The 21,332-nt window shown below is 62.5% G+C and carries 19 protein-coding genes and 1 tRNA gene; 11 read left to right on the top strand and 9 right to left on the bottom strand.

The genetic code is table 11. The annotated features are described in order from the left end of the window. Window positions 1–14 precede the first annotated feature (14 nt). Together IB279_RS22670 and IB279_RS22665 are read left to right on the top strand one after the other, a co-directional pair. Window positions 15–91: transfer RNA gene (locus tag IB279_RS22670), tRNA-Met, on the top strand. 258 nt (window positions 92–349) lie between these two features. Next, window positions 350–1,069, top strand: a complete 720-nt coding sequence (locus tag IB279_RS22665; protein ID WP_112771930.1) for a hypothetical protein — start codon at window positions 350–352, stop codon at window positions 1,067–1,069. 278 nt (window positions 1,070–1,347) lie between these two features. Here IB279_RS22665 and IB279_RS22660 read toward each other — a convergent pair whose 3' ends face one another. Continuing rightward, window positions 1,348–1,947: a TetR/AcrR family transcriptional regulator gene (locus tag IB279_RS22660; protein ID WP_112771931.1), complete on the bottom strand. Its 600-nt coding sequence runs from the start codon at window positions 1,945–1,947 to the stop codon at window positions 1,348–1,350. A 97-nt stretch (window positions 1,948–2,044) separates the two neighbouring features. Here IB279_RS22660 and IB279_RS22655 point away from each other — a divergent pair, with 97 nt between their 5' ends. After that, window positions 2,045–2,833, top strand: a complete 789-nt coding sequence (locus IB279_RS22655) for an SDR family oxidoreductase (protein ID WP_192339825.1) — start codon at window positions 2,045–2,047, stop codon at window positions 2,831–2,833. Window positions 2,834–3,075: 242 nt separating this feature from the next. Then, entirely contained in the window at window positions 3,076–4,005 is a 930-nt protein-coding gene (locus IB279_RS22650; RefSeq protein ID WP_112771933.1) for an aldo/keto reductase family oxidoreductase, read from the top strand. 82 nt (window positions 4,006–4,087) lie between these two features. On the opposite strand, the gene IB279_RS22645 is transcribed toward IB279_RS22650, so the two are convergent. Further along, on the bottom strand, window positions 4,088–6,649 hold the full coding sequence (locus IB279_RS22645; RefSeq protein ID WP_192339823.1) for an FAD-dependent oxidoreductase: 2,562 nt from the start codon (window positions 6,647–6,649) through the stop codon (window positions 4,088–4,090). A 357-nt stretch (window positions 6,650–7,006) separates the two neighbouring features. Here IB279_RS22645 and IB279_RS22640 point away from each other — a divergent pair, with 357 nt between their 5' ends. The 7 genes from IB279_RS22640 to IB279_RS22610 all read left to right on the top strand — a co-directional run bounded on the left by IB279_RS22640 (window position 7,007) and on the right by IB279_RS22610 (window position 14,781). Continuing rightward, complete coding sequence (locus tag IB279_RS22640) at window positions 7,007–8,218, top strand: ROK family transcriptional regulator (protein ID WP_034798940.1); 1,212 nt, start codon at window positions 7,007–7,009, stop codon at window positions 8,216–8,218. Next, the gene (locus IB279_RS22635; RefSeq protein WP_181529556.1) at window positions 8,218–9,477 is read left to right on the top strand and encodes a M20 family metallopeptidase; all 1,260 of its coding nucleotides are present in this window, start codon (window positions 8,218–8,220) and stop codon (window positions 9,475–9,477) included. Before IB279_RS22640 ends, IB279_RS22635 begins: the two co-directional genes overlap by 1 nt. Window positions 9,478–9,503: 26 nt before the next feature. Further along, on the top strand, window positions 9,504–10,565 hold the full coding sequence (locus IB279_RS22630) for a substrate-binding domain-containing protein (RefSeq protein WP_034798936.1): 1,062 nt from the start codon (window positions 9,504–9,506) through the stop codon (window positions 10,563–10,565). Between the two features lie 61 nt (window positions 10,566–10,626). After that, window positions 10,627–11,691, top strand: coding sequence for a substrate-binding domain-containing protein (locus IB279_RS22625; protein ID WP_060605266.1), 1,065 nt, complete (start codon window positions 10,627–10,629; stop codon window positions 11,689–11,691). 131 nt (window positions 11,692–11,822) lie between these two features. After that, a complete protein-coding gene (locus tag IB279_RS22620) occupies window positions 11,823–12,800 on the top strand; it encodes an ABC transporter permease (protein WP_034798931.1) in 978 nt (325 codons plus the stop codon). 11 nt (window positions 12,801–12,811) lie between these two features. After that, the gene (locus IB279_RS22615; protein ID WP_112771935.1) at window positions 12,812–14,011 is read left to right on the top strand and encodes an alanine racemase; all 1,200 of its coding nucleotides are present in this window, start codon (window positions 12,812–12,814) and stop codon (window positions 14,009–14,011) included. Between the two features lie 11 nt (window positions 14,012–14,022). Beyond that, complete coding sequence (locus IB279_RS22610) at window positions 14,023–14,781, top strand: ATP-binding cassette domain-containing protein (RefSeq protein WP_089045853.1); 759 nt, start codon at window positions 14,023–14,025, stop codon at window positions 14,779–14,781. 51 nt (window positions 14,782–14,832) lie between these two features. Here IB279_RS22610 and IB279_RS22605 read toward each other — a convergent pair whose 3' ends face one another. The 7 genes from IB279_RS22605 to IB279_RS22575 all read right to left on the bottom strand — a co-directional run bounded on the left by IB279_RS22605 (window position 14,833) and on the right by IB279_RS22575 (window position 21,328). After that, window positions 14,833–15,207 (bottom strand): cytochrome C oxidase subunit IV family protein, encoded by a 375-nt coding sequence (locus tag IB279_RS22605; RefSeq protein ID WP_089045831.1) that lies wholly within the window; start codon window positions 15,205–15,207, stop codon window positions 14,833–14,835. A gap of 9 nt (window positions 15,208–15,216) precedes the next feature. Beyond that, the gene (locus tag IB279_RS22600) at window positions 15,217–15,939 is read right to left on the bottom strand and encodes a heme-copper oxidase subunit III family protein (protein WP_034798919.1); all 723 of its coding nucleotides are present in this window, start codon (window positions 15,937–15,939) and stop codon (window positions 15,217–15,219) included. 12 nt (window positions 15,940–15,951) lie between these two features. Further along, the gene (locus IB279_RS22595) at window positions 15,952–16,656 is read right to left on the bottom strand and encodes a cytochrome c oxidase subunit 3 (protein ID WP_112771936.1); all 705 of its coding nucleotides are present in this window, start codon (window positions 16,654–16,656) and stop codon (window positions 15,952–15,954) included. Continuing rightward, window positions 16,653–18,431 (bottom strand): cytochrome c oxidase subunit I, encoded by a 1,779-nt coding sequence (gene ctaD / locus IB279_RS22590; RefSeq protein ID WP_110819502.1) that lies wholly within the window; start codon window positions 18,429–18,431, stop codon window positions 16,653–16,655. The genes IB279_RS22595 and ctaD overlap by 4 nt, the downstream gene beginning before the upstream one ends. A 155-nt stretch (window positions 18,432–18,586) precedes the next feature. After that, window positions 18,587–19,429 carry a cytochrome c oxidase subunit II gene (locus IB279_RS22585; protein ID WP_192339821.1) on the bottom strand — a complete coding sequence of 281 codons (843 nt, stop codon included), beginning with the start codon at window positions 19,427–19,429 and terminating at the stop codon, window positions 18,587–18,589. A gap of 240 nt (window positions 19,430–19,669) precedes the next feature. Beyond that, window positions 19,670–20,056 carry a cytochrome c family protein gene (locus IB279_RS22580; protein ID WP_034798911.1) on the bottom strand — a complete coding sequence of 129 codons (387 nt, stop codon included), beginning with the start codon at window positions 20,054–20,056 and terminating at the stop codon, window positions 19,670–19,672. 204 nt (window positions 20,057–20,260) lie between these two features. Next, complete coding sequence (locus IB279_RS22575) at window positions 20,261–21,328, bottom strand: ABC transporter ATP-binding protein (RefSeq protein WP_034798909.1); 1,068 nt, start codon at window positions 21,326–21,328, stop codon at window positions 20,261–20,263. Window positions 21,329–21,332 lie beyond the last annotated feature (4 nt).

The raw sequence follows: 21,332 nt of genomic DNA, 5'->3' as shown, positions 1-21,332 counted from the left end.
GTTTACCGCGATGGCGCGGGGTGGAGCAGCCCGGTAGCTCGTCAGGCTCATAACCTGAAGGCCGCAGGTTCAAATCCTGCCCCCGCAACCAAATCAAAAAAAGCCCGCATGGAGAAATCCAGCGGGCCTTTTGACGTTTGAACGGCGCGCACACAGGGGCGACCCTCATCGGGTGGAGAGGGACGGGGGAGGTGGCGGCGGCGTCTGCTTCTATGACCGGCGTTACCCGTTTATTAAGACATACAATCGATAGTTGCTTTCATTCTTGATTCTCGCGATGGCATGAGGCTGTGCGCACCCATTCGGCAGGCAGGTGCAGGAGCGCCGCCTTTGCCGCGGAGACCCACGCGTGACCACCATATCGCCGACGAGCAACGTTGCCTTGGAAATCCTCAGGCGGACAACGGCCGAGGCCGAGGAGAAAGCCGGTTCTGCCGACAGCGCGAACAACATCCTCAAGGCCGCGAACGGCGTTTCAGCGGAGCCTGGCAGAGCAACGACGCAGGCGCAGGGCGCAGTCAACAACAGCATACTGGAGCTGAAGGCGAGGGCCGACGCTTTTGTCGGCACGGCGCTGGAATTGCTGAACTCCGACCGTTTCAAATCCAGCGACCCCAATGTGAAGGCGGTGCTGAAGGAAATCCTCAACGAGCAGGGTGAGATTTTCGCCGGCCGGGTCGAAGCTGAACTGCTCAACAATCCCGGTCTCAGGCACGAAGCGGCCATCGCCAATGCGCTGACCGCGACGGTGCGCGGCAATCGCAGCCGTTTTGCCGAAACCGAGATCGTGCTCGGTTACAAGCTGAAAACCGCCGGCGACCAGCTGCATTATGTTGCCGATGCCGAGGGCCATAGCTCCGGTCAGTTCCTGGCGGATGCCCAGAACGAAGCGCGTATCGGTCTCGACATCGCACAAAAGGCGCGCGCCAATGCGAAGGGCGACGCGGCGCTCGCGGCGGCTCTGAAGGCGGAGGAGGAAGCCGAGCGGATTTACCGGCGAACGCAGCAGTCGGTGAGTGACTGGAACGGCTATTGGACGAAGAAATTCGGCTGGCCGGAGGCCCGGTGACGGGATAAGACGCGATGGGCGGATCGTTGGACAGGTTGCTCCGAGCTCGACCCGAGACGCGCTTTAACGGTTTGCCTTCGGGCGCTTCACGCCCCGCATCAACGATTCCTGTTTCTCGCCTTGGTATCGTTCCGGCGCAGTGATCTGCGAACGAATACGGTGCATTAGAGGATATGCCAAGCACGTGGCCGCCGTTCCGCTCTGCCGCTTGCGCTCCAATATCTTGAATTGCCGTGCGCCGTGATCGCAAACCGCTGCGCATTTTTCCGCGACATGGTTCAGCTTCCGGCGTCGCTCTTGCCGTCGGAAGGACCTTGGCTTCTCAGCTTTCCGTGATCGCGGTCGGAAAGCCACACCCGCGTCTCATCGAGGATTTCCGTCGACAGGTCGGGATCGTCGGTCATCCGCGCCAGGATTAGCGCGCCGATCATGGCCGCCGAACTGCCGATTGCCGCGCGACGCTTCTCATCCTCATTCGGGCCCGGCGCGATCTTGCCGAACCGGGTGAACTGGCGCTTGAGGACCTCTGTCATCTCCGACCGCGCAGCCCCCGGTTGGCGGCTCACTTCCGACGCAAGGGCGGCAAGCGGGCAGCCGTGGCCATAATTGTCGCGATGCTCCGGTGAAAGATAACGCTCGGCTATGGACGCCAGGTCTACGGACAGGGGCTCTGTTGCTCCCTGCAGGCCGGCGATGGTCTGCGCGATCAGATCCTCCTTCGACTTGAAATAGCCGTAGAAACCGCCATGCGTGAGGCCCGCCGCCTTCATGACATCGGTAACGGTGACGGATTCAAAGCCGCGCTCCCGGAACAGCTGTCCCGCCGCCTCCAGAATTGTCTTCTTGTTCTCTTCGACCTGCTTCCGGCTCACGCGCATCATCGTCTCCTGAAATTTCGATTGACAATATACATGATAGTCATCATATATCCAAATACATGATGACTATCATGAATAAACTCAAGGAGCCCAATCGATGAGCAGGAAGCCAGTAGTCCTTGTAACCGGTGCCTCGACCGGCATTGGTGCCGTCTATGCGGAGCGATTTGCCCGTCGCGGTCATGATCTCGTTCTGGTCGCGCGCAATGCAGCGCGGCTCGACGCGCTCGCTGAGCGCCTCAAGAACGAAACCGGCGTGGCGGTGGATGTGGTGCCGGCGGACCTGACCGACGAGCAGGACCTCGCCAAGGTCGAGCAGCGGCTGCGCGAAGACCGGAGCATCGGCGTGCTGGTCAACAATGCCGGGACGTCTATCCCGCGAGGCTTTCTTCAGCAGCAGAGCGAGGACATCTCGAAGCTGATCGCGCTCAACGTAACGGCAGTCACCGGGCTCGCGCATGCGGCAGCTCCGGGGTTTGCGGAGAGAGGCGAGGGGGCGATCATCAACATCGCGTCGGTCGTCGGGCTGGCACCGGAGATGGGCGCAACCGTCTACGGCGCGACCAAGGCCTTCGTGCTGTTCCTTTCTCAAGGCTTGAATGTCGAACTCGCCACCAAGGGCGTCTACGTTCAGGCAGTGCTGCCCGCAGCGACGCGCACCGAGATCTGGGATCATGCCGGCGTCGATGTCGAGACGCTCCCCGGTGTGATGGAGGTCGGCGATCTCGTCGATGCGGCGCTGATCGGCTACGATCGACGCGAGTTGGTAACCATCCCGCCGCTTCCGGATGCCGGCCAGTGGAACACCCTCGATACGGCACGGCAGGCAATGCTGCCGAATTTTGCACAGTCGTTGCCGGCCGAGCGCTATCGGTCCGCTGCCTGACCGGTCCACGCACGGAGCGGGCGTTTGGCGTCCGCTCCGAACGCCTGCACCTGCTGAGACGGTCGATGCTCGGGCCTTTCCGCTTGGGCACAGCAAGCCACATCGTTCCACGGTTTGCCCCAAAGGCGTTTGCCAAGCGCCCTCAGGCTGCTTAGAAATTGAGGATCAAAGATCTCGCAAGGCCGATGACTCCGTCCCTGCGCGAAAATCCTCCCTCGAAACGATGTTGATGGTGCGAGCCGATGAAAAGATTCAATCTGGGACCAACCGACCTTTCCGTTTCCTCTGCCGTTCTCGGCCTGATGCGGATTGCCGATCTCAGCGACGACGCCATAAGCCGGCTCTATGGGAAGGCACGGGACGTCGGCATCAACGTCTTCGACCATGCCGATATCTATGGCGGCGAGCTGCATGCCTGCGAGCGCCGTTTCGGCGATGCGTTGCGGTTAAAGCCGACTGAGCGCGAACAGATCGTCATCCAGAGCAAGTGCGGAATCCGTCGCGGCTACTTTGATTTCTCCAAAGATCATATTCTGCAGTCGGTCGATCGATCGCTTGCGGCGCTGAAGACCGACTATCTCGATCTTCTCTTGCTGCATCGCCCGGATGCGCTGGTGGAACCGGAGGAGGTGGCGGACGCCTTCGACAAATTGCAGGCGGCTGGCAAGGTCCGGCATTTCGGCGTCTCGAACCACACCCCGCGGCAGATCGATCTTCTGAAGACCGCCGTCCGCCAACCGCTCGTCGCCAACCAGATCCAGCTCAGCATTGCGCATGCGCCTTCGGTCGCCTTCGGAATCGCCGCCAATATGGCAGGTCTCGAGCAATCGATCGATCGCGACGGGGAAGTGGTCGTCTATTCGCGCATCAACCGCATGACGTTGCAGGCCTGGTCACCGTTCCAGCAGGGTTTCTTCGGCGGCGTCTTCGTCGGCGACGAGAAGAACTTTCCGGAACTCAACCGGTTGCTGGACGAACTCGCGGGCAAGTACGGGGTATCGGCTTCCGCGATCGCCTATGCCTGGATCGCCCGCCATCCGGCCAACATTCAGGTGGTGCTTGGAACGACAAGTCCCGAGCGTTTGGCCGATATCGCGCCCGGCGCCGACATCACGCTGTCGCGCGAGGACTGGTATCGTCTCTTCACGGCAGCAGGACACGTGCTGCCGTGACCTCGTTAGGTCTGCAGACCATTGAAAAGGCCCGCTCGGATCCGAGCGGGCCTTTTATGTTTTGGGGGCTGATGCGGATGGCTTAGCTGCGCGGCTTCAGGTTTTCCGGATCGTAGAGCGGCTTGTAGCCAACGCCGACAACCTCGACCGGATAGGTCTCGGCGAAGTATTCGACGTTGAGTTTGCGGCCGACCTGGCAATGGGACCAGGGCAGATAGGCAAGCGCGATGTTCTTGCCGATCGTCGGGCCGAAGGCGATCGAGGTGGTGTAGGAACGGCGGCCCAGTTCATCGACCAGCACCTTGCCGGTTTCCGGATCCATCACCGGCAGGGTTCCGACCGGATAGCGCTTCACGCCGTTCTTGTCGGTATTCTCCGTCATGACGAGCGTGCAGAGCATGGCCGGCTGATGTTCGCGCGCCTTGTATTCGAGATGCTTGGCCTTGCCGCGGAAGTCCACGTCCTTGACCTTTGGGCGGGCAAGGTCGGCTTCGATGAGGTTGTACTGGGTAAGCAGGTCGGCGTTCTGCAGGCGCAGGCTCTTTTCCATGCGGCGCGAGTTCGCATAGGTTTCGACGCCTAAGGCCATGACGCCGGTCGAGCGCAGAGCGTCCCAGACGGCGAGACCGTCCTCGTACTTCATGTGCAGTTCCCAGCCCTGCTCGCCGACATAGGAGATGCGGAAGGCGGTGACCTTTTTGCCGGCGATCTCGATCGGCTTGATCGCGGCGAAGGCGAAGTTCTCGATGTCGAGACCCGAGGGATCGGCAACCACCTTCTTGAGCGTCTCACGGGCATTGGGACCCCAGATGCCGATGGTGATGAACTTCTCCGAGACGTCGGTGATGGTGACGTCAAGGCCGCGATCTTCGGCGACGCGGCGCATGTACTGGAAGTCGCGCGGGCCGGCGTCGGCGCCGTTCACCAGGCGGCAGCGGTCGGCCATGCGGAAGACGGTGAAGTCGGCCCGTACCATGCCCTCGTCGTCGAGGAAGTGGGTGTAGATGCCCTTGCCGATATTGCCGTCGCCACCGACCTTGGCGGCGCACAGCCATTCGAGCAGCTCGACATGATCAGGGCCTTCGATGTCGACCATATGGAAGTGCGAGAGATTGACGATGCCGCAGTCCTCGCTCATCGCCAGATGCTCGGCGTTGGAGACGCGCCAGAAATGGCGGCTGTCCCACTCGTTTTCACGTACCGGCACGCGGTCGCCATACTTCTCCAAAAGGTGCTCGTTGGCAGCGTAGCCGTGGGCGCGCTCCCAGCCGCCGAGTTCCATGAAATAGCCGCCGAGTTCCTTTTCGCGCTCGTAGAAGGGCGAGCGCTTGACGTTGCGGCCGGTGGCATAGGGTTCGCGGGTGTGCACGGCGGGGTAATAGATCTTCTGCGCCGCCTCGAAGCAGCGGCCCTCGATGAACTTTTCTTCCAGCTGGTGCGGATAGAAGCGGGAATAGTCGATCGAAGCATGGTCGATCTCGGTGCGGCCGTCTGTCATCCAGTCGGCGATCAGCTTGCCATAACCGGGGCCGTCCTTCACCCAGATGGCGACGCAGTACCAGAGGCCGCGCACCTTTTGGCTCTCGCCGCAGGAGGGGCCGCCGGCGGCCGAGACCTGCAGCAGGCCGTTGAAGGAATGGCTCTCGTTGTAGCCGAGTTCGCCGAGGATCGGCGTCAGTTCCATGGCGCGCTCGAGCGGCTCGATGATCTGTTCCATCTCCAGGTCGCGCTGCGAAGGCGACAGGCGCGCCTCGTGCTTTTCAAGAATGTTGCGTGGATGGCAGAGGCGCGGATTGGTGGTCTCGTAATAGCCCCACTCGATCTGGCCGCCCTCGGTGGTCTTCGGGTCGCCGGTGTCGCGCATGTAGGCCGAGTTGCCTTGGTCACGCAAAAGCGGGAAGCCGATCTCCTTGCCGGTGCCTTCGAATTCGTTGTACGGGCCGAAGAAGGTGAGCGGATGGTCGACCGGCATGACCGGCAGGTCTTCGCCGACCATTTCAGCGATCAGGCGACCCCAGATGCCGGCGCAGACGATGACGTGGTCGGCCATGATCGTGCCGCGATGGGTGACGACGCCCTTGATGCGGCCGTTTTCGACGATCAGCGACTTTGCCGGCGTGTTGCCGAAGACCTGCAGCTTGCCGGATTTTTCCGCGGCGTCGACGAGCTTGCCGGCAACCGTTTGCGAGCGCGGGATGACGAGGCCGGCATCCGGGTCGAACATGCCGCCCATGACCTGATCTTCTTCGATCAGCGGGAACATCTTCTTGATTTCAGCCGGCGAGACATAGTGGGCGCGGGTGCCGAAGGCCTTGGCGGAGGACAGCTTGCGCTTGATCTCTTCCATCCAGACATCGTCGCCGGTGCGCGCCACTTCCAGGCCGCCGATGCGGGCGTAGTGGCCCATTTTCTCGAAGAAATCGATCGAATACTGCGTCGTCCAGACCGAGAGATAGTCGTGGCTGGTGGTGTAGCAGAAGTCCGAGGCGTGTGCGGTCGAGCCGATATCGGTCGGTATGCCCGACTTGTCGATGCCGACGATATCGTCCCAGCCGCGCTCGATCAGGTGGTGCGCGATCGAAGCACCGACGATGCCACCCAGCCCGATGATTACGACTTTCGCCTTTTGCGGAAACTCTGCCATTGATTGCGACCCTAGTTGGATTGGATGCCGGATTTTAGGGCCTGATCCGCCCCGACCAGAGCCTGTCTACGACATTCTCATCAAACTGCACGACCAGAGCCGAGCATTTTGCGGTTCGCGGAACGAGAGCTGCAGAGACGGTCATGCCACTGATTTCGTGAGAAAAAGCGCCTCTCAGCGCCAATCTGATTTCATCTAGCATATCGCAAATGGCGACGCATCCGAATGCGTCATTGCGATCTACCTGCGTTCCAGTGATCGCGGCGTTGGCCACGAAAGATAATCCCATCGGGTAAGATTGACAGCGATGCGTGATATTAATAAGTTCGGTAACAGAACGAATTAAAAGAGGTCCCCGTGAACGACAGCTTGCGCATCTCCCGGAAGTTCTCCCAGCGCTCCGTCATGGAGGCGATCGTCCAGGGCGGTCCGATTTCGCGTGCGTCGATCTCGAAGCAGACCGGCCTTTCCAAGCAGACCATTTCGGAGATCGTCCGCGGCCTCGAAGAAGAGGGTTGGGTGCAGGAGACGGGGCGCACCAGCGGCCATGTCGGGCGCACTGCCGTCACCTACGAACTGGTGTGCGATGCCGCCTTCATCATCGCCGTCGACCTCGGTGGCACGAAGGTGCGCGTGGCGATCACCGATCTCGCCTGCCAGATCTTTGCCGAAGACACGGCGCCGACCGATCCGCGGGGCGGCCGCTTCGTCGTAGAGCAGATCGCTGCCATGGCCTTTGATGCGGCAGACCGACAGAAGATCGCTCGCGAGAAGATCCGGCTTGCGGTGGTAGGCGTTCCCGGCGCGCCCTGCAGCGAGACCGGCCGTGTGTTGCTTGCGCCGAACATTGCCGGTTTCGACACGATGGATGTCGTCGGCGCCTTCGAAGAGGTGCTCGGGTTCGGAGCCATGCTCGAAAACGACGTCAATCTTGCCGTCCTTGGCGAAAACTGGCTGGGCCAGGGGCAGGGGATCGACAACCTCGCCTATGTGGCACTGGGCACCGGCGTCGGCAGCGGCCTGATGGTCGGCGGCCATCTGGTGCGCGGCGTCAGCAATGCGGCCGGCGAAATGGGTTTCCTGCCACTCGGCGCCGACCCGTTCGAGGCGGAATCGCTGCGCACCGGCGCCTTCGAGCGCGCGGTTGCCTCGCATGGCATGGCGGAACGTTACGCGGCGCTTTCGGGCAAGACCGTTGCCGTGCCCACCATCTTTGCCAAGGCAGAAGCGGGCGATGCGGCAGCGCTGACGGTGCTGGATGACACTGCGCGGTATCTGGCAGCCGGCGTTGCCGCGATTGCCGCGATCGCCAACCCGCAGAAGGTCATCCTGGGCGGATCCATCGGGCTTCGGCCGGAAATGCTTGAGCGGGTAAAAGCCTTCCTGCCGCAGTGCTTCCCCTATCCGGTCAATGTGGAGACCGGTGAACTCGGCGCGCGCGCCGCGATCATCGGGGCGGCGGCGATCGGGCTCGGTCAGCTGCACAACACCCTGTTCGGGGTCGATGCGCCCGATGGCCGGATTTCGCTGCCGCGGGCAAACGTCAACGCGCTTCGGGAGGCGATGTGATGACGATGAATGACGGCTTGGTCGAACGTTTGCGCGCGGTGCTTGATTGCGAGACGGCGATTGATCTTTTTCGTGGCGCGATCGGGCGTGAGAGCATTACCGGCAACGAGGCGAATTTCGTCGCCTTTCTGGCCGAAACGATGCAGCGCCTTGGCCTGGAAGGCTTGAAAACGGCGGAGTTCCTGCCGGGTCGGCCGAACGTCTGGGCGGAGCGCAAGGGTCGCGGCAAGGGGCCACGCCTGCTGTTCATTGGCCATACGGATACGGTGCATGTCGACGGCTGGCGCGAGCATTGGGCCGGTACCGAGCGCGAGGATCCCTTCGCTGCACCGATCATCGACGGCGCGGTCTGGGGGCGCGGCTCGGGCGATCTGAAGGCAGGCATCTGCGCGTCGCTGGCGGCGCTGTCGCTGCTCGACAAGTCCGGCGTTGCGTTGGCCGGGGACGTGGCCTTTGCCTTCGTCGGCGACGAGGAAAGCGGTCAGCCGGGGACCGGTGTCTCCGCCGGTATCAAGGATCTGGTCGAACGCATCGAGACCGGTGACATCGTCCGTCCGGACTTCGTCGTCTATGTCGAGCCGACACGGCTGTCCGTCTATCCGGCGCAGATCGGATTTTTCATCGCCGACATCACGATTACAGGCAAGTCCGCCTATTTCGGCGTACCCGAACTCGGCAAGGATGCATTGCGCGCCAGCCACGCGGCGATGTCGGCTCTCTGGAAACACTCCGACGAGATCGCCGCGCGGGCCGAGCACAAGCTGATCGGTCGCAGTTTCCTGCTGATCACCGGCCTTGCCGGCGGCGGCTACATCGCCGTGCCCGAGCGTTGCACACTGTCGCTGATCCGCAAACTGTTGCCAGGGGAATCGCTGGACACGGCGGCGGCCGAGATCGAGGTTGCGGTGCGCTCGGCGATCACCGATCCGGAAATCACGGTCGAGTTTTCCTATCCGGCCGGCCGCGACCATGCGCTTGGCGGCACGGCGGCTGAAATCGACGAAACGGCGGGCGAAGTCGGTGCGCTATCAGCCGCCATGGCCGAAGCCATGGCTGGGCGCGGCGTCATCGAAGGCGCGCCCTTCTGGTCGGAATCGCCATTCTTCGTCAACCGCTTGGGTGTGCCTGCCGTCTATTGCGCGCCCGGCGACATCCGCAATTGCCATACCTACGAGGAACGGGTCGAGGTGGAGGAATACCTCGCCGGGATCGTCGGATTTGCCGCCTTCATGGCGCGCTACTGCGGCGTCATGGACTGAACTGCCAAACAAGAGGGAGAACGACAATGCTTCTGAAGAAATTGATGGCTGCCGCACTCGTCAGCGGTTTCGTGCTTGCCGCAAACGCCGCCTCTGCCCAGACGGTCGGTCCGTCCGGCGAGAGCGCGACGCCGAGCGCCGATGTCGCCCTGACCGATGCCGATATCGGCGCGCTCAAGGGCAAGGGCTACAAGGCGGCGCTGCTGTGGCATACCTCGTCCGACTTCACCAACGCCGTTTCGGCCGGTGCCAAGGATGAGTTTGCCCGCGCCGGCGTCGAGATCGCGGTGACGACGGATGCCGGCTTCGACGCTGCCCGCCAGCGCAGCGATATCGAAACCGCGCTTGCCGCCAAGCCGAACGTCATCCTGGCGCTGCCGCTCGATCCGGTGACCTCGGCCGAAGCATTCCGCCAGGCAGTGACCGATGGCAGCAAGCTCGTGTTCCTCTCCAACCTGCCGAGCGGCTATAAGCAGGGCACGGACTATGCCTCGATCGTTACCGACGATCTCTTCCAGATGGGCAAGCAGGCGGCGGATGCGCTCGCCAAGGCGATCGGCGGCAAGGGCAAGGTTGGCTACATCTTCCACGATGCCAGCTACTATGTGACGAACCAGCGCGACCAGGCCTTCAAGTCGACGATCGAGAAGGACTATCCGGATATCAAGATCGTTGCCGAGCAGGGCATCTCAGACCCGGCACGTGCCGAGGAGCTGGCAAGCGCCATGCTGCTGCAGAACCCTGATCTCGACGGTATCTACGTGACCTGGGCCGAGCCTGCCGACGGTGTGCTCTCTGCCCTGCGCTCGAGCGGCAATACGAAGACCAAGATCGTCACGCTCGATCTTGCCGAACCGGTCGCGCTCGACATGGTCAAGGGCGGCAACGTCACCGCGCTTGTTGCCGACAAGGCCTATGAGCTTGGACGCGCCATGGCTGCGACCGGCCTGAAGTCGCTTCTCGGCCAGCAGACGCCGGCCTTCGTCGTTGCCCCGGCTTTGACCGTCACCAAGGAAAACGTCGCGGACGGCTGGAAGCAGTCGCTCAACCGCGATGCGCCGCAGTCGGTGCTCGACGCGGCCAAGTAATCAGGTGGCCGCCGGGAGAGAGGACGCTTCCGGCGGCGTCATTCCTAAAAGGGAGGCAGATATGCACAGGGCAGTGAAACACTTCGCGTTGCTGGCAACGGTCTTTGCCGCGACATCCGGCTTTGCCGCTGACGGCAAGACCACGGGTCCGCATGGCGAGACGCCGACGCCGGCGGGCAGCCTGACGCTGACGGCGGAGCAGGAACAGCAGATCAAAGACGGCAAGTTTACCGCAGCGCTCGTCTGGCACGAGATGAGCGAATACACCAACGCGGTCAACAGCGGCGCCCAGGACGAGTTCAAGCGCCTTGGCGTCGAGGTGGTCGCACAGACCGATGCCGGCTTTGATGCCGCCCGCCAGAAGGCGGATGTCGAGACGGTGCTTGCCAAGAAGCCCTCGATCATCCTGTCGCTGCCGGTCGACCCGGCAAGCGCCGCCGTGGTTTACGATCCGGCACGCACCGCCGGTGTGAAGCTCGCCTTCGTCGACAATTCGCCGGCCGGTTACGAACACGGCAAGGACTATGTGACGATCGTCTCGGACGACCTTTTCCAGATGGGCAACAAGGCGGCCGTTGCCATGGCGGATGCGCTCGGCGGCAAGGGCAAGCTCGGTTATATCTATCATGACGCCGACTTCTACGTGACCAACCAGCGCGATGGCGCCTTCAAGTCGACGATCGAGCAGGACTATCCCGACATGAAGATCGTTGCCGAGGCCGGCATGGCCGATCCGGCCCGCAGCGAGGAAATCGCGCAAGGGATGATCACCCAGAACCCGGATCTCGACGGGATCTACGTGACCTGGGCGGAGCCGGCACTGAGCGTGCTTTCGACGCTGCGCGGCGCCGGCAACAGCCACACCAAGATCGTGACGCTCGACCTCAACGAACCGGCAGCACTCGACATGGTCAAGGGCGGTAACATCGCAGCTCTGGTCGCCGACGAAGCCTACAATATCGGTGTCACCGCAGCGCGCGCCGCGGCAGGGTCGCTGGTCGGCAAGAAGGCCGAGCCTTTCCTGGTGGTCGACTCGCTTGCCGTGACCAAGGCGACGGTCGCCGACGGCTGGAAGAAGTCTCTGAACAAGGATGTGCCCGCGACGATCGCGGATGCGATGAAGTGATGAAATGATGCCCGCTGCATGAGTAAAACATGCAGCTTTTCATAGTGCTGCGGCGACCTTTGCGCGTCTGACCAGACCCGCGGCGCCGTAGTGCAGGGGGGAGCTTTCCCCCTGCCTTCGGAGGAAGAATAATGTCCAGTGCCCATTCCAGTGCGAGCGGCCAGCCGGCGAGCCTCGTCAGTCGCCTCAACCTGCAGCAATACGTCGTCTATCTCGGCTTCCTGGCGATCTTTCTGTTCTTCGCCATCGTGCTTCGCGACAGCGGGTTTCTGACGGTTCGCAACCTGTCGAACATCATGCTGCAGACAGCACCGGTGACGATCATGGCGATCGGCCTCGTCTTCGTCATGTCGGCCGGTGAGATCGATCTGTCGATCGGCTCGACAGTTGCCGTCTCGGCACTGGCGGCGGCGGTGACGATCAACGAGTACGGCCTGGTGGCTGGCGTCGTCGCCGGTATCGGCGCCGGCGTGCTGATCGGGCTCCTGAACGGCGCACTGGTCGCCTATGTCAAACTGCCGTCCTTCCTGGTGACGCTGGCGACGCTCGGGCTTTTCGCCGGCGTCTCCCGCTCGATGACGAACCTGCGCTCGATCCCGGTGACCGACAGCACCTTTACCGGCTTCTTCGGCTCCGGCTCGTTCCTCGGCGTGCCCTCGCTGATCTGGTGGACCCTCGTTGCCGTCGTCTGCGGCCATGTCATCTACCGCGAAACCCGCTTCGGCGCCCATGTGCTGGCGACCGGCGACAACAGCCGGGCAGCGAGCGTCTCCGGCATCAGCGTGCCACGCATTCGGCTGGCCGTTCTGATGATCAGCGGCGGTCTCGCCGGCCTTGCGGGCCTGCTTTACGCCGGTCGCCTGCAGGCGGCGAAGTACACGCTTGGCGAGACCGACCTGATGACGGTGATCGCCGCCGTCATCGTCGGCGGCACGCTGCTCAACGGCGGCAAGGGCACGATCATCGGCGCGCTCGTCGGCTCGCTGATGATGGGCATGCTCAACAATGGCCTGATCCTGATGGGCCTTTCCGTATCCGACCAGATGATCGTTCGCGGTCTCATCATCCTCGCTGCGGTCGCCGTGTCGCTGCGCGAAAAGTCCCGCTGAAGGAGGATTTCATGTTTCTCGACGTTCTGCGCCGCCGCAACCCGGCATTCATCGAAGCGGCGATGGCCCTGCACCAGCAGGGCAAGATCCCGGCCAACGCCTACGTGCTCGACCTCGATACGGTCGAGGGCAATGCGGCGATCATGAGCAACGAGGCCCGTCGCCTCGGCCTGAAGACCTTTGCCATGACCAAGCAGGTTGGCCGCTCCAGCTCGTTCTGTGATGCCGTCCAGCGCGGCGGCATCGATCGTTCGGTTGCCGTCGACATGGCCTGCGCCCGCGCCACCCACAAGGCAGGCCTGAAGGTCGGCCATCTCGGCCACCTGCAGCAGGTCGCGCGCCACGAGGCGGCTGCCGCGGCGAAGACCTTCCGGCCCGACTACTGGACGGTCTTCAACGCCGAGAAGGCAGCAGAAGCGGCGGCCGGCGCGCATGCCGCCGGCTATCGGCAGGATCTCCTCGCCCGCATCAGGGCGGAAGGCGACACCTTCTACCGCGGTCACGAAGGCGGGTTCGATGCCAGCGACGTTGCTGCGGTTGCCGATCGCCTCGACGACCTCGCCGGTGGCCGTTTTGCCGGCATCACCACGTTTCCTGCGCTACTCTTCGATCATGAAAGCCGCAAGGTAAAGCCGACACACAACCTGGCAACGCTCTCGAAAGCGGCCGAGGCGCTGGCCAAGGCCGGGCGGACAGGGATCGAGGTGAACGCACCGGGCACGACCTCCAGCGTCATGCTGCCGGCCCTTGCCGAAGCGGGTGCGACGCAATGTGAGCCGGGCAACGGCCTGCATGGCACCACCGCGCTGCACGTGATGGAAGACCTGCCGGAACTGCCGGCGGTGCTCTACCTTACAGAGGTCTCCCATCTCTCGGGCGGCAAGGCCTATTGCTTCGGTGGCGGCTTCTACATCGACCCGATCTTCCCGGATTACGACGTCAAGGCGATCGTATCGACTGAGCCGACCACGGCTGCATCGGCGCTTCGAAGCGTCGAAGTGCCGCCACCCTCGGCGATCGACTATTACGCGATGATCGATGCCAGCGGTGCGGCGGCGCCGAAGCCTGGCGATACGGCGGTGTTCGGCTTCCGCGGCCAGGCCTTCGTCACCCGCGCTTATGTCGTCGGTGTGTCGGGCATCTCCAAGGGCGCGCCGAAGGTGGAAACGATCGAAAACGGTTTCGGCGAAACCGCAGCCTGGCCGGTATGAGGGGCGACGTCATGAACGCGAACGTTAGTGCTGCAGCAGAGCCGGTCCTGAAGCTGAAGGACATCCGCAAGACCTTTGGCGGCGTCACCGCGATCGAGAACTTCTCGCTGGAGGTCCGTCCGGGCGAGATCGTGGCGCTCGTCGGCGACAACGGCGCTGGCAAGTCGACGCTGATCAAGATCATCTCCGGCGTCTACACGCCGACCTCGGGAACGATCACCATCGAGAACCAGACCGTGGCGATGTCGAACGCCACCATGGCGCGCGCCCATGGCATCGAAGTCGTCTATCAAGACCTGGCGCTTGCCGACCAGCAGACGGTCTATATGAACATGTTCCTCGGCCGCGAGCCGACGAACCGCTTCGGCCTGCTCGACCGGCGCCGGATGATTGCCGAGACCGAGACACTGGTGAAGGAACTGGATGTCCGCATCCCCTCGGCGCACGCGACGATCCGCGATCTCTCGGGCGGCCAGCGCCAGGGCGTCGCGATTGCCCGCGCCACCCATTGGGCGAGCAAGCTGATCCTTCTCGACGAACCGACGGCGGCGCTTGGTGTTGCCGAAACCGCCAAGGTCGAAGAGATCGTGGAATCGCTGAAAAGCCGTAACATCGGCGTACTGATCATCAGCCACAGCCTCGATCAGGTCTTCAAGCTGTCGGATCGCATCTGTGTCCTGCGTCGCGGCAAGCAGATCGGAATCCGAGAGACGGCGAAGACCGACAAGAACGAGATCATCGCGATGATCACCGGGCTTCAGCAGCACTGAGGCACAAGACAGCCAGCGGTGCCGCCTCCTTGGGCAGCGCCGCCCTCATCCTCACGGCGCGGCGCCGAAGAAGGTTAGGCGGGTGAAGAGCACGTAGTGTGATTCCGAAACCATCAGCGCCACGAAGACCAGCACCAGCAGCGGCGGCAGCAGGATCGCGTAGATCAGCGCCAGCCGCTCCCAGGCCATGTGCATGAAGATCGCGACGATCAGCCCGGCCTTCAGAACCATGAAGATCAGGATTAGTGACCACCGGAGATAACCCTGCAGCCCGACATAGTCGACGAGGTAGGAGAAGGTGCTGAGCACGAAAAGCAGCAGCCAGACGACCAGGTAGAGGCCGATCGGATGCTGCTGGTGGGTTTGCGCGTGGCCTTCCGCTTTTGCTGCCGGTGCCGAGTGGGTGTGAACAGTCGTTTCCGTCATGGCCATGCCTCACCACAGATAGAAGAATGCGAAGATGAAGACCCAGACGAGGTCGACGAAGTGCCAGTAGAGGCCGGTGATCTCGACGATCTCGTATTGTCCTCTTCGGCTCGTGAAAAAGCCACGCCGTTCGGTGTCGAAATCGCCGCGCCAGACTTTTCGCGCGATGATCAGCAGGAAGATGACGCCGATGGTGACGTGGGTGCCGTGGAAGCCTGTGATCATGAAGAAGGTCGAGCCGAATTGGGCAGCACCCCAGGGGTTGCCCCAGGGACGCACGCCCTCGGTGATCAGCTTCGTCCATTCGAAGGCCTGCATGCCGACAAAGGTGGCGCCGAAAAGGGCGGTCAGCAGCATCAGCAGAGCGGTCTTCTTGCGATCGCGCCGGTAACCGAAATTGACGGCCATGGCCATGGTGCCGCTCGAGGTGATCAGCACAAAGGTCATGATGGCGATCAGGATCAGCGGCACGTCCGAGCCGCCGATGTGCAGCGCGAAGACCTCGCTCGGATTGGGCCAGGGCACGGCCGTCGACATGCGCGCCGACATGTAGGCGATGAGGAAACAGCCGAAGACGAAGGTGTCGCTCAAGAGGAAGATCCACATCATCGCCTTGCCCCAGGAGACGTTCTTGAACGTCCGCTGGTCGGAGGCCCAGTCGGCGGCAAAGCCGGCAAGTCCCGCGGGGCGATGGAGCGGTTCTCGGACAGGCGAATGTGTCTCGGCGGACATGCCTTGCCTCCTTCAAGTCAAGAGGGACCGGCAGAGCTCGACGAAGTCGTTGGCCCAGCCGGAAAAGAGCGCGTAAAGCACCAGCCATACGGCCAGCATGAAATGCCAGTAGGTGGCGCAGAGCGTGATCGACAGCACGGCCCTTTCGCCCATCGGGCCGGTGCGCGTCTTGACGATGACCCGGGTAAGCGCGAACAGGCCGCCGAGGATGTGCAGGCCATGCATGCCCGAGATCATGTAGAAGAAGCTGTTGGCCGGATTGTCGGCGAGCAGGAAGCCAGCGTCGGTCAACTCCCGCCAGGCAAAGACCTGGCCGGCGAGGAAGGCGAGACCGGCGGCAAGGGCTGCGATCATCGCCGTGCGGCTCGCCTCGTCACGATGCTGTTCGGCAGTGACGCGGGCCGCATGCAGAAGCAGGCTGCCAAGCGCAAGGATGGCGGTGTTCAGCCAGAGGATCTTCGGCATCGGCGTCGACCACCAGTCGGTGGAGGCCATGCGCATGAAGTAGGCGCTGATGAAGAGAGAGAAGAGCGCGGCGACGACAGCAAGGAAGACGCCAAGGCCGATTTTTGCAGGCGGGATCGAAGGCCTACCGCGCGGACGGGGATCGTGGGCGTGGCCGACCTCCAGCCAGGGTTTCGAGAACAGCCGCTGCCGGCTGAGCCACCAGGCGGCGATCGCGAAGATCACCGCCAGGAAGACGAGGGTGACGTTCATGAGGCACCCTCCGGCGCGTGGCCTACTGAACCCGGCTCAGTCTGCGGAATGAAATCTTCCGCTGCACCCGGCACGCTGTAGTCATAGGGCCAGCGGTAGACGACCGGCAGCTCCTTACCCCAATTGCCATGCCGCGGTGGCGTTTCCGGCGTCTGCCATTCGAGCGTCGTTGCCCGCCAGGGGTTGCCGCCGGCCTCGCGGCCGTGGCGGATGCTCCAGATGAGATTGAAGAGGAAGACGATCTGGGCGGCGCCGACGATCAGCGCCATGATGGTGATGAACTCGTTGAGCGTGTGGGCGGATGCCGGCACGAAGGCGGTCTCGCCCATCTCATAGTAGCGGCGCGGCATGCCGATCAGCCCGAGATAGTGCATCGGGAAGAAGATCAGATAGGCGCCGACGAAGGTGACCCAGAAGTGGATCTGCCCCATCGCCTGATTGAGCATGCGGCCGGTGATCTTCGGATACCAGTGATAGATTGCCCCGAAAATCACCATGATCGGCGCAACGCCCATGACCATGTGGAAATGGGCGACGACAAACATCGTGTCGGAGAGCGGCACATCGACGACGACATTGCCGAGGAACAGACCGGTCAGCCCGCCATTGACGAAGGTGACGATGAAGGCGAGCGCGAACAGCATCGGCAGCGTCAAATGGATATCGCCGCGCCAGAGCGTCAGCACCCAGTTGTAGACCTTGATCGCCGTCGGCACGGCAATGATCAGGGTGGTGGTGGCGAAGAAGAAGCCGAAATAGGGGTTCATGCCGCTGACATACATGTGGTGCGCCCAGACGATGAAGGAGAGCGCGCCGATGATGACGATCGCCCAGACCATCATGCGGTAGCCGAAGATGTTCTTGCGGGCGTGGGTGCTGATGAGATCGGAGACGATGCCGAAGGCGGGCAGGGCGACGATGTAGACCTCCGGATGGCCGAAGAACCAGAAGAGGTGCTGGAACATGATCGGGCTGCCGCCGCCATGCTGCAGCTGCTCGCCCATCTCGACGATCGCCGGCATGAAGAAGCTGGTGCCGAGCACCCGGTCGAACAGCATCATGACACAGGCGACGAAGAGGGCGGGGAAGGCGAGAAGCGCCATCACCGTCGCCGTGAAGATGCCCCAGACGGTGAGCGGCATGCGCATCAAGGTCATGCCGCGCGTGCGCCCCTGCAACACGGTGACGACATAGTTGAGGCCACCCATGGTAAAGCCGATGACGAATAGGATGAGGGAGGAGAGCATCAAGATGATGCCCCAGTCCTTGCCGCCGGGCGTGCCGGAAAGCACTGCCTGTGGCGGATAGAGCGTCCAGCCGGCGCCGGTCGGCCCGCCGGGTGCAAAGAAGCTCGCGACGAGCACGAGGACGGCCAGCAGATACAGCCAGTAGCTCAGCATGTTGGCATAGGGGAAGACCATGTCGCGCGCGCCGAGCATCAGCGGGATCAGGTAGTTGCCGAAGCCGCCGAGGAAGAGCGCAGTCAACAGATAGATCACCATGATCATGCCGTGCATGGTGATGAACTGGTAGTAGCGTTCCGCATCGATGAAGGCGAAGGCGCCCGGAAAGCCGAGCTGCAGACGCATCAGCCAGGAGAGCACGAGGGCGACCATGCCGATGGCGATCGCGGTCGAGGCATATTGCACGGCGATGATCTTCGCATCCTGGCTGAAGACATAACGCGTCCACCAGCTATGGGGATGATAGAGTTCCACGTCCTCCACTTCCGCGGGGCCAATCTGTTCGCCCGTGCCTGACCGGATATCGACCATCTGCGAGAACCTCCCAACACCGGATCATCTCGATCCAACGCCTTGAACCTGCAATTCCGCACGTCCAACAATGGAATTGCGTCTCCTCACGAGCGGGATGCGGGCGGATATCGCGAGCACTTTTCCTCATCCCGCTTTGGCCGTCGGGGCGCCTGTTATTGCGCCGGGGCGGCATTCACTGCCTGCGCCGTTTCTTTCGTTCCTGCCTTTGCCTGCAATTGCGAGAATGTCGTCTGTTGCGAGAGCCAGGCTTGATAATCGGCGGCACTGTCGACGACGACGGTGCCGCGCATCTGTGGGTGACCGGTGCCGCAGAGTTCCGCGCACAGCACTTCGAACGTGCCGGTGCGCGTCGGCGTCAGCCAGAAATAGGTGACCATGCCCGGCACCATGTCCATCTTGGCGCGGAACTCCGGCACGTAGAAATCATGCAGCACGTCGACCGATCGCAGCAGGATCTTGACCGGCTTGCCGACCTCCAGATGCAGCTCGCCGCCTTCGATGACGACGTCGTCGAGGGCGACCGCATCGTTGCGATTGAGGCCGAGCGAATTTTCAGGCGTGATGTCGCGGGTCTCCGACGTACCGAGCTTGCCGTCGGCGCCGGGCAGCCGGAAGCTCCACAACCATTGCTGGCCGACGACTTCTACCTCCGCCGCACCATCCGGCACGGTCACGAACTGGTGCCAGACGAAAAGGCCGGGGGTGAGCATGGCGGCGACGCCGAGCGTGGTGCCGCCGGCAAGCCACCCTTCGAGCTTCCTGTTTTCCGGTTCATAGGCCGCCCGGTTTCCCGGGCGATGCCGAAAACGCAGGACGCAATAGGCCATGAAAAGCACGACGGCGACGAAGACGACGCCGGTAATCCAGAAGGTGATGATGAGCGTATTGTCTATGTAATTCCAGTTGGACGCGATCGGCGTCCACCACCATGGGCTCAACAGATGGAACAACACCGAACCGACGGCCACCAAAACCAGAACAACTACCACGGCCATTTCTGTCCCTCCTCGCCGCTGGCGGCTGTGGGCATGAATACGCAATCCGTAGAGCCTTCTGCATGTTTCCGTTAATCGTCGCCGATCAAACGGCAAAACATGCAGGAATTCAAAGTTCTACAGCGACCTTTGCGCATCTGGTCAGACACGCGGTGCTGTAGCTGCAATTATTACACGAACGTCGAACAGTCGCAATTCGCCGCCTCCGTGCGAGCAGCGGTTGCGTTTAGTCTCCGCAGGTTACTGCGAATACTGCTTGAGATAGGCGATGAGGTTGGAGATATCCGTATCATCTTTCAAACCGGCAAAGGCCATTTTCGTGCCTTTCACCTTGGTCCTTGGATTGTGCAGATAGTCGCGCAGATGCGCCTCATCCCAGACGAGTCCACCCTTGCCGGCATCGATCATCGCCGGTGAGTAGCTGAAGTCGGCATGAGTGCCTGCCGTTCGTCCGAACAGATGGTTGAGCGATGGCCCAACCTTGTTGGTGTCGCTGTCGGCCACATGACAGACGGCGCATTTCTTGAAGACGGTGGCTCCGGCGGCCGCATCGCCCTCTTGCGAAAGGGCAGCGAACGGACAGAGCATCGTTGTCGAAAAGGCAAGGGCAACAACAAGAATTCGCATGACACTTCCTCAATATCGCCGGGCGCAGGCAAGGAAGGCTATCGTCAATCTGTCGTTTTGGCGGTGCTTGCTTCTCTTAAGTTGGCGCCACGGCGGTTGATACTTGCGACACGACGACGGTACGCCTCGCTTTGTGGAAGTCAACCGGCGCAGCCGGCCGGTTTGCCGGATGCGCCTAAATTTTCGCCATGTCGCTGCCGGCGCTCAGACGCGATTGCCGTCGGCGTTGAAGAAGTGCAGCCGCTCGACCGGCAGGCGTACGGGCAGCGAGCCGGAAACGTTGAGGAACCGGCGGTCGTTGGTAAACGCCTTGAAGCCGGCACGGCCGAAGGAGAGGTGCAGGATGATGCCGAAGCCCGTCGGTTCGACCAGGTCGACATTGGCTTTCAGCGCATCCGGGCCTTCGACGCCGATCTCGACATGCTCCGGCCGGATGCCGAGCGTCGCCCTGGCGCCGTCCGTCAAGGCAGGATGCGGCTGGGCCGGAACGATGATGCCGCCTTCGGTCTCGAAGCGCGGGGCGGTGCCGTTGCGATAGGTTCCCTCGAAGAAGTTCATCCCTGGCGACCCAATGAAGCCGGCCACGAAGAGATTGGCCGGGCGGTCATAGAGATCAAGAGGGCTTCCGACCTGCTGGACGAAGCCGCCGTTCATGGCGACGATCCGGTCGGCGAGCGTCATCGCCTCGATCTGGTCGTGGGTGACGTAAATCGAGGTGGCGCCCAAGTCCTTGTGCAGCTTCTTGATCTCGGCGCGCATCTGTTCGCGGAGGCGCGCGTCGAGGTTGGAGAGCGGCTCATCGAAGAGAAACGCCTTGGGTTCGCGCACGATGGCCCGGCCCATGGCGACGCGCTGGCGCTGTCCGCCCGAAAGTGCACGGGGGCGGCGTTCGAGCAGCGGGTCGAGACCGAGCTTGGCGGCAGCGCCCGAGACGACGCTTGCGATCTTTTCCTTGGCGACCTTCCTCAGCCTCAGGCTGTAGCTCATATTCTTGGCGACCGACATGTGCGGATAGAGCGCGTAGGACTGAAACACCATGGCGATGTCGCGGTCCTTCGGGGCCAGTTCGTTGACGCGTTTTCCGGCGATGCGGATTTCGCCCGAGGTCACGCTTTCGAGCCCGGCGATCATGCGCAGTAGCGTGGACTTGCCGCAGCCGGACGGGCCGACGAGCACGACGAATTCGCCGTCGCCGATCTTCAGGTCGACATCGTGCAGGACCGGGTGGATGCCGTAGGATTTCTGGATATTGGCGATATCGATGGAAGCCATGAGA

Origin of the sequence: Ensifer sp. ENS06 (assembly GCF_014852205.1) — a bacterium.
GTDB classification, from domain to species: Bacteria; Pseudomonadota; Alphaproteobacteria; order Rhizobiales; family Rhizobiaceae; genus Ensifer; species Ensifer adhaerens.
This window is presented reverse-complemented; position numbering and strand designations above follow the sequence as displayed.

What these genes read in the sequence shown, in the direction of transcription:
- IB279_RS22595 (WP_112771936.1), bottom strand. Translation starts at nt 16,656, where the DNA reads ATGAACGTCACCCTCGTCTTCCTGGCGGTGATCTTCGCGATCGCCGCC.
- IB279_RS22615 (WP_112771935.1), top strand. Translation starts at nt 12,812, where the DNA reads ATGTTTCTCGACGTTCTGCGCCGCCGCAACCCGGCATTCATCGAAGCG.
- IB279_RS22635 (WP_181529556.1), top strand. Translation starts at nt 8,218, where the DNA reads ATGACGATGAATGACGGCTTGGTCGAACGTTTGCGCGCGGTGCTTGAT.
- IB279_RS22580 (WP_034798911.1), bottom strand. Translation starts at nt 20,056, where the DNA reads ATGCGAATTCTTGTTGTTGCCCTTGCCTTTTCGACAACGATGCTCTGT.
- IB279_RS22605 (WP_089045831.1), bottom strand. Translation starts at nt 15,207, where the DNA reads ATGACGGAAACGACTGTTCACACCCACTCGGCACCGGCAGCAAAAGCG.
- IB279_RS22645 (WP_192339823.1), bottom strand. Translation starts at nt 6,649, where the DNA reads ATGGCAGAGTTTCCGCAAAAGGCGAAAGTCGTAATCATCGGGCTGGGT.
- IB279_RS22660 (WP_112771931.1), bottom strand. Translation starts at nt 1,947, where the DNA reads ATGCGCGTGAGCCGGAAGCAGGTCGAAGAGAACAAGAAGACAATTCTG.
- IB279_RS22655 (WP_192339825.1), top strand. Translation starts at nt 2,045, where the DNA reads ATGAGCAGGAAGCCAGTAGTCCTTGTAACCGGTGCCTCGACCGGCATT.
- IB279_RS22650 (WP_112771933.1), top strand. Translation starts at nt 3,076, where the DNA reads ATGAAAAGATTCAATCTGGGACCAACCGACCTTTCCGTTTCCTCTGCC.
- IB279_RS22585 (WP_192339821.1), bottom strand. Translation starts at nt 19,429, where the DNA reads ATGGCCGTGGTAGTTGTTCTGGTTTTGGTGGCCGTCGGTTCGGTGTTG.
- IB279_RS22620 (WP_034798931.1), top strand. Translation starts at nt 11,823, where the DNA reads ATGTCCAGTGCCCATTCCAGTGCGAGCGGCCAGCCGGCGAGCCTCGTC.
- ctaD (WP_110819502.1), bottom strand. Translation starts at nt 18,431, where the DNA reads ATGGTCGATATCCGGTCAGGCACGGGCGAACAGATTGGCCCCGCGGAA.
- IB279_RS22600 (WP_034798919.1), bottom strand. Translation starts at nt 15,939, where the DNA reads ATGTCCGCCGAGACACATTCGCCTGTCCGAGAACCGCTCCATCGCCCC.
- IB279_RS22610 (WP_089045853.1), top strand. Translation starts at nt 14,023, where the DNA reads ATGAACGCGAACGTTAGTGCTGCAGCAGAGCCGGTCCTGAAGCTGAAG.
- IB279_RS22625 (WP_060605266.1), top strand. Translation starts at nt 10,627, where the DNA reads ATGCACAGGGCAGTGAAACACTTCGCGTTGCTGGCAACGGTCTTTGCC.
- IB279_RS22575 (WP_034798909.1), bottom strand. Translation starts at nt 21,328, where the DNA reads ATGGCTTCCATCGATATCGCCAATATCCAGAAATCCTACGGCATCCAC.
- IB279_RS22630 (WP_034798936.1), top strand. Translation starts at nt 9,504, where the DNA reads ATGCTTCTGAAGAAATTGATGGCTGCCGCACTCGTCAGCGGTTTCGTG.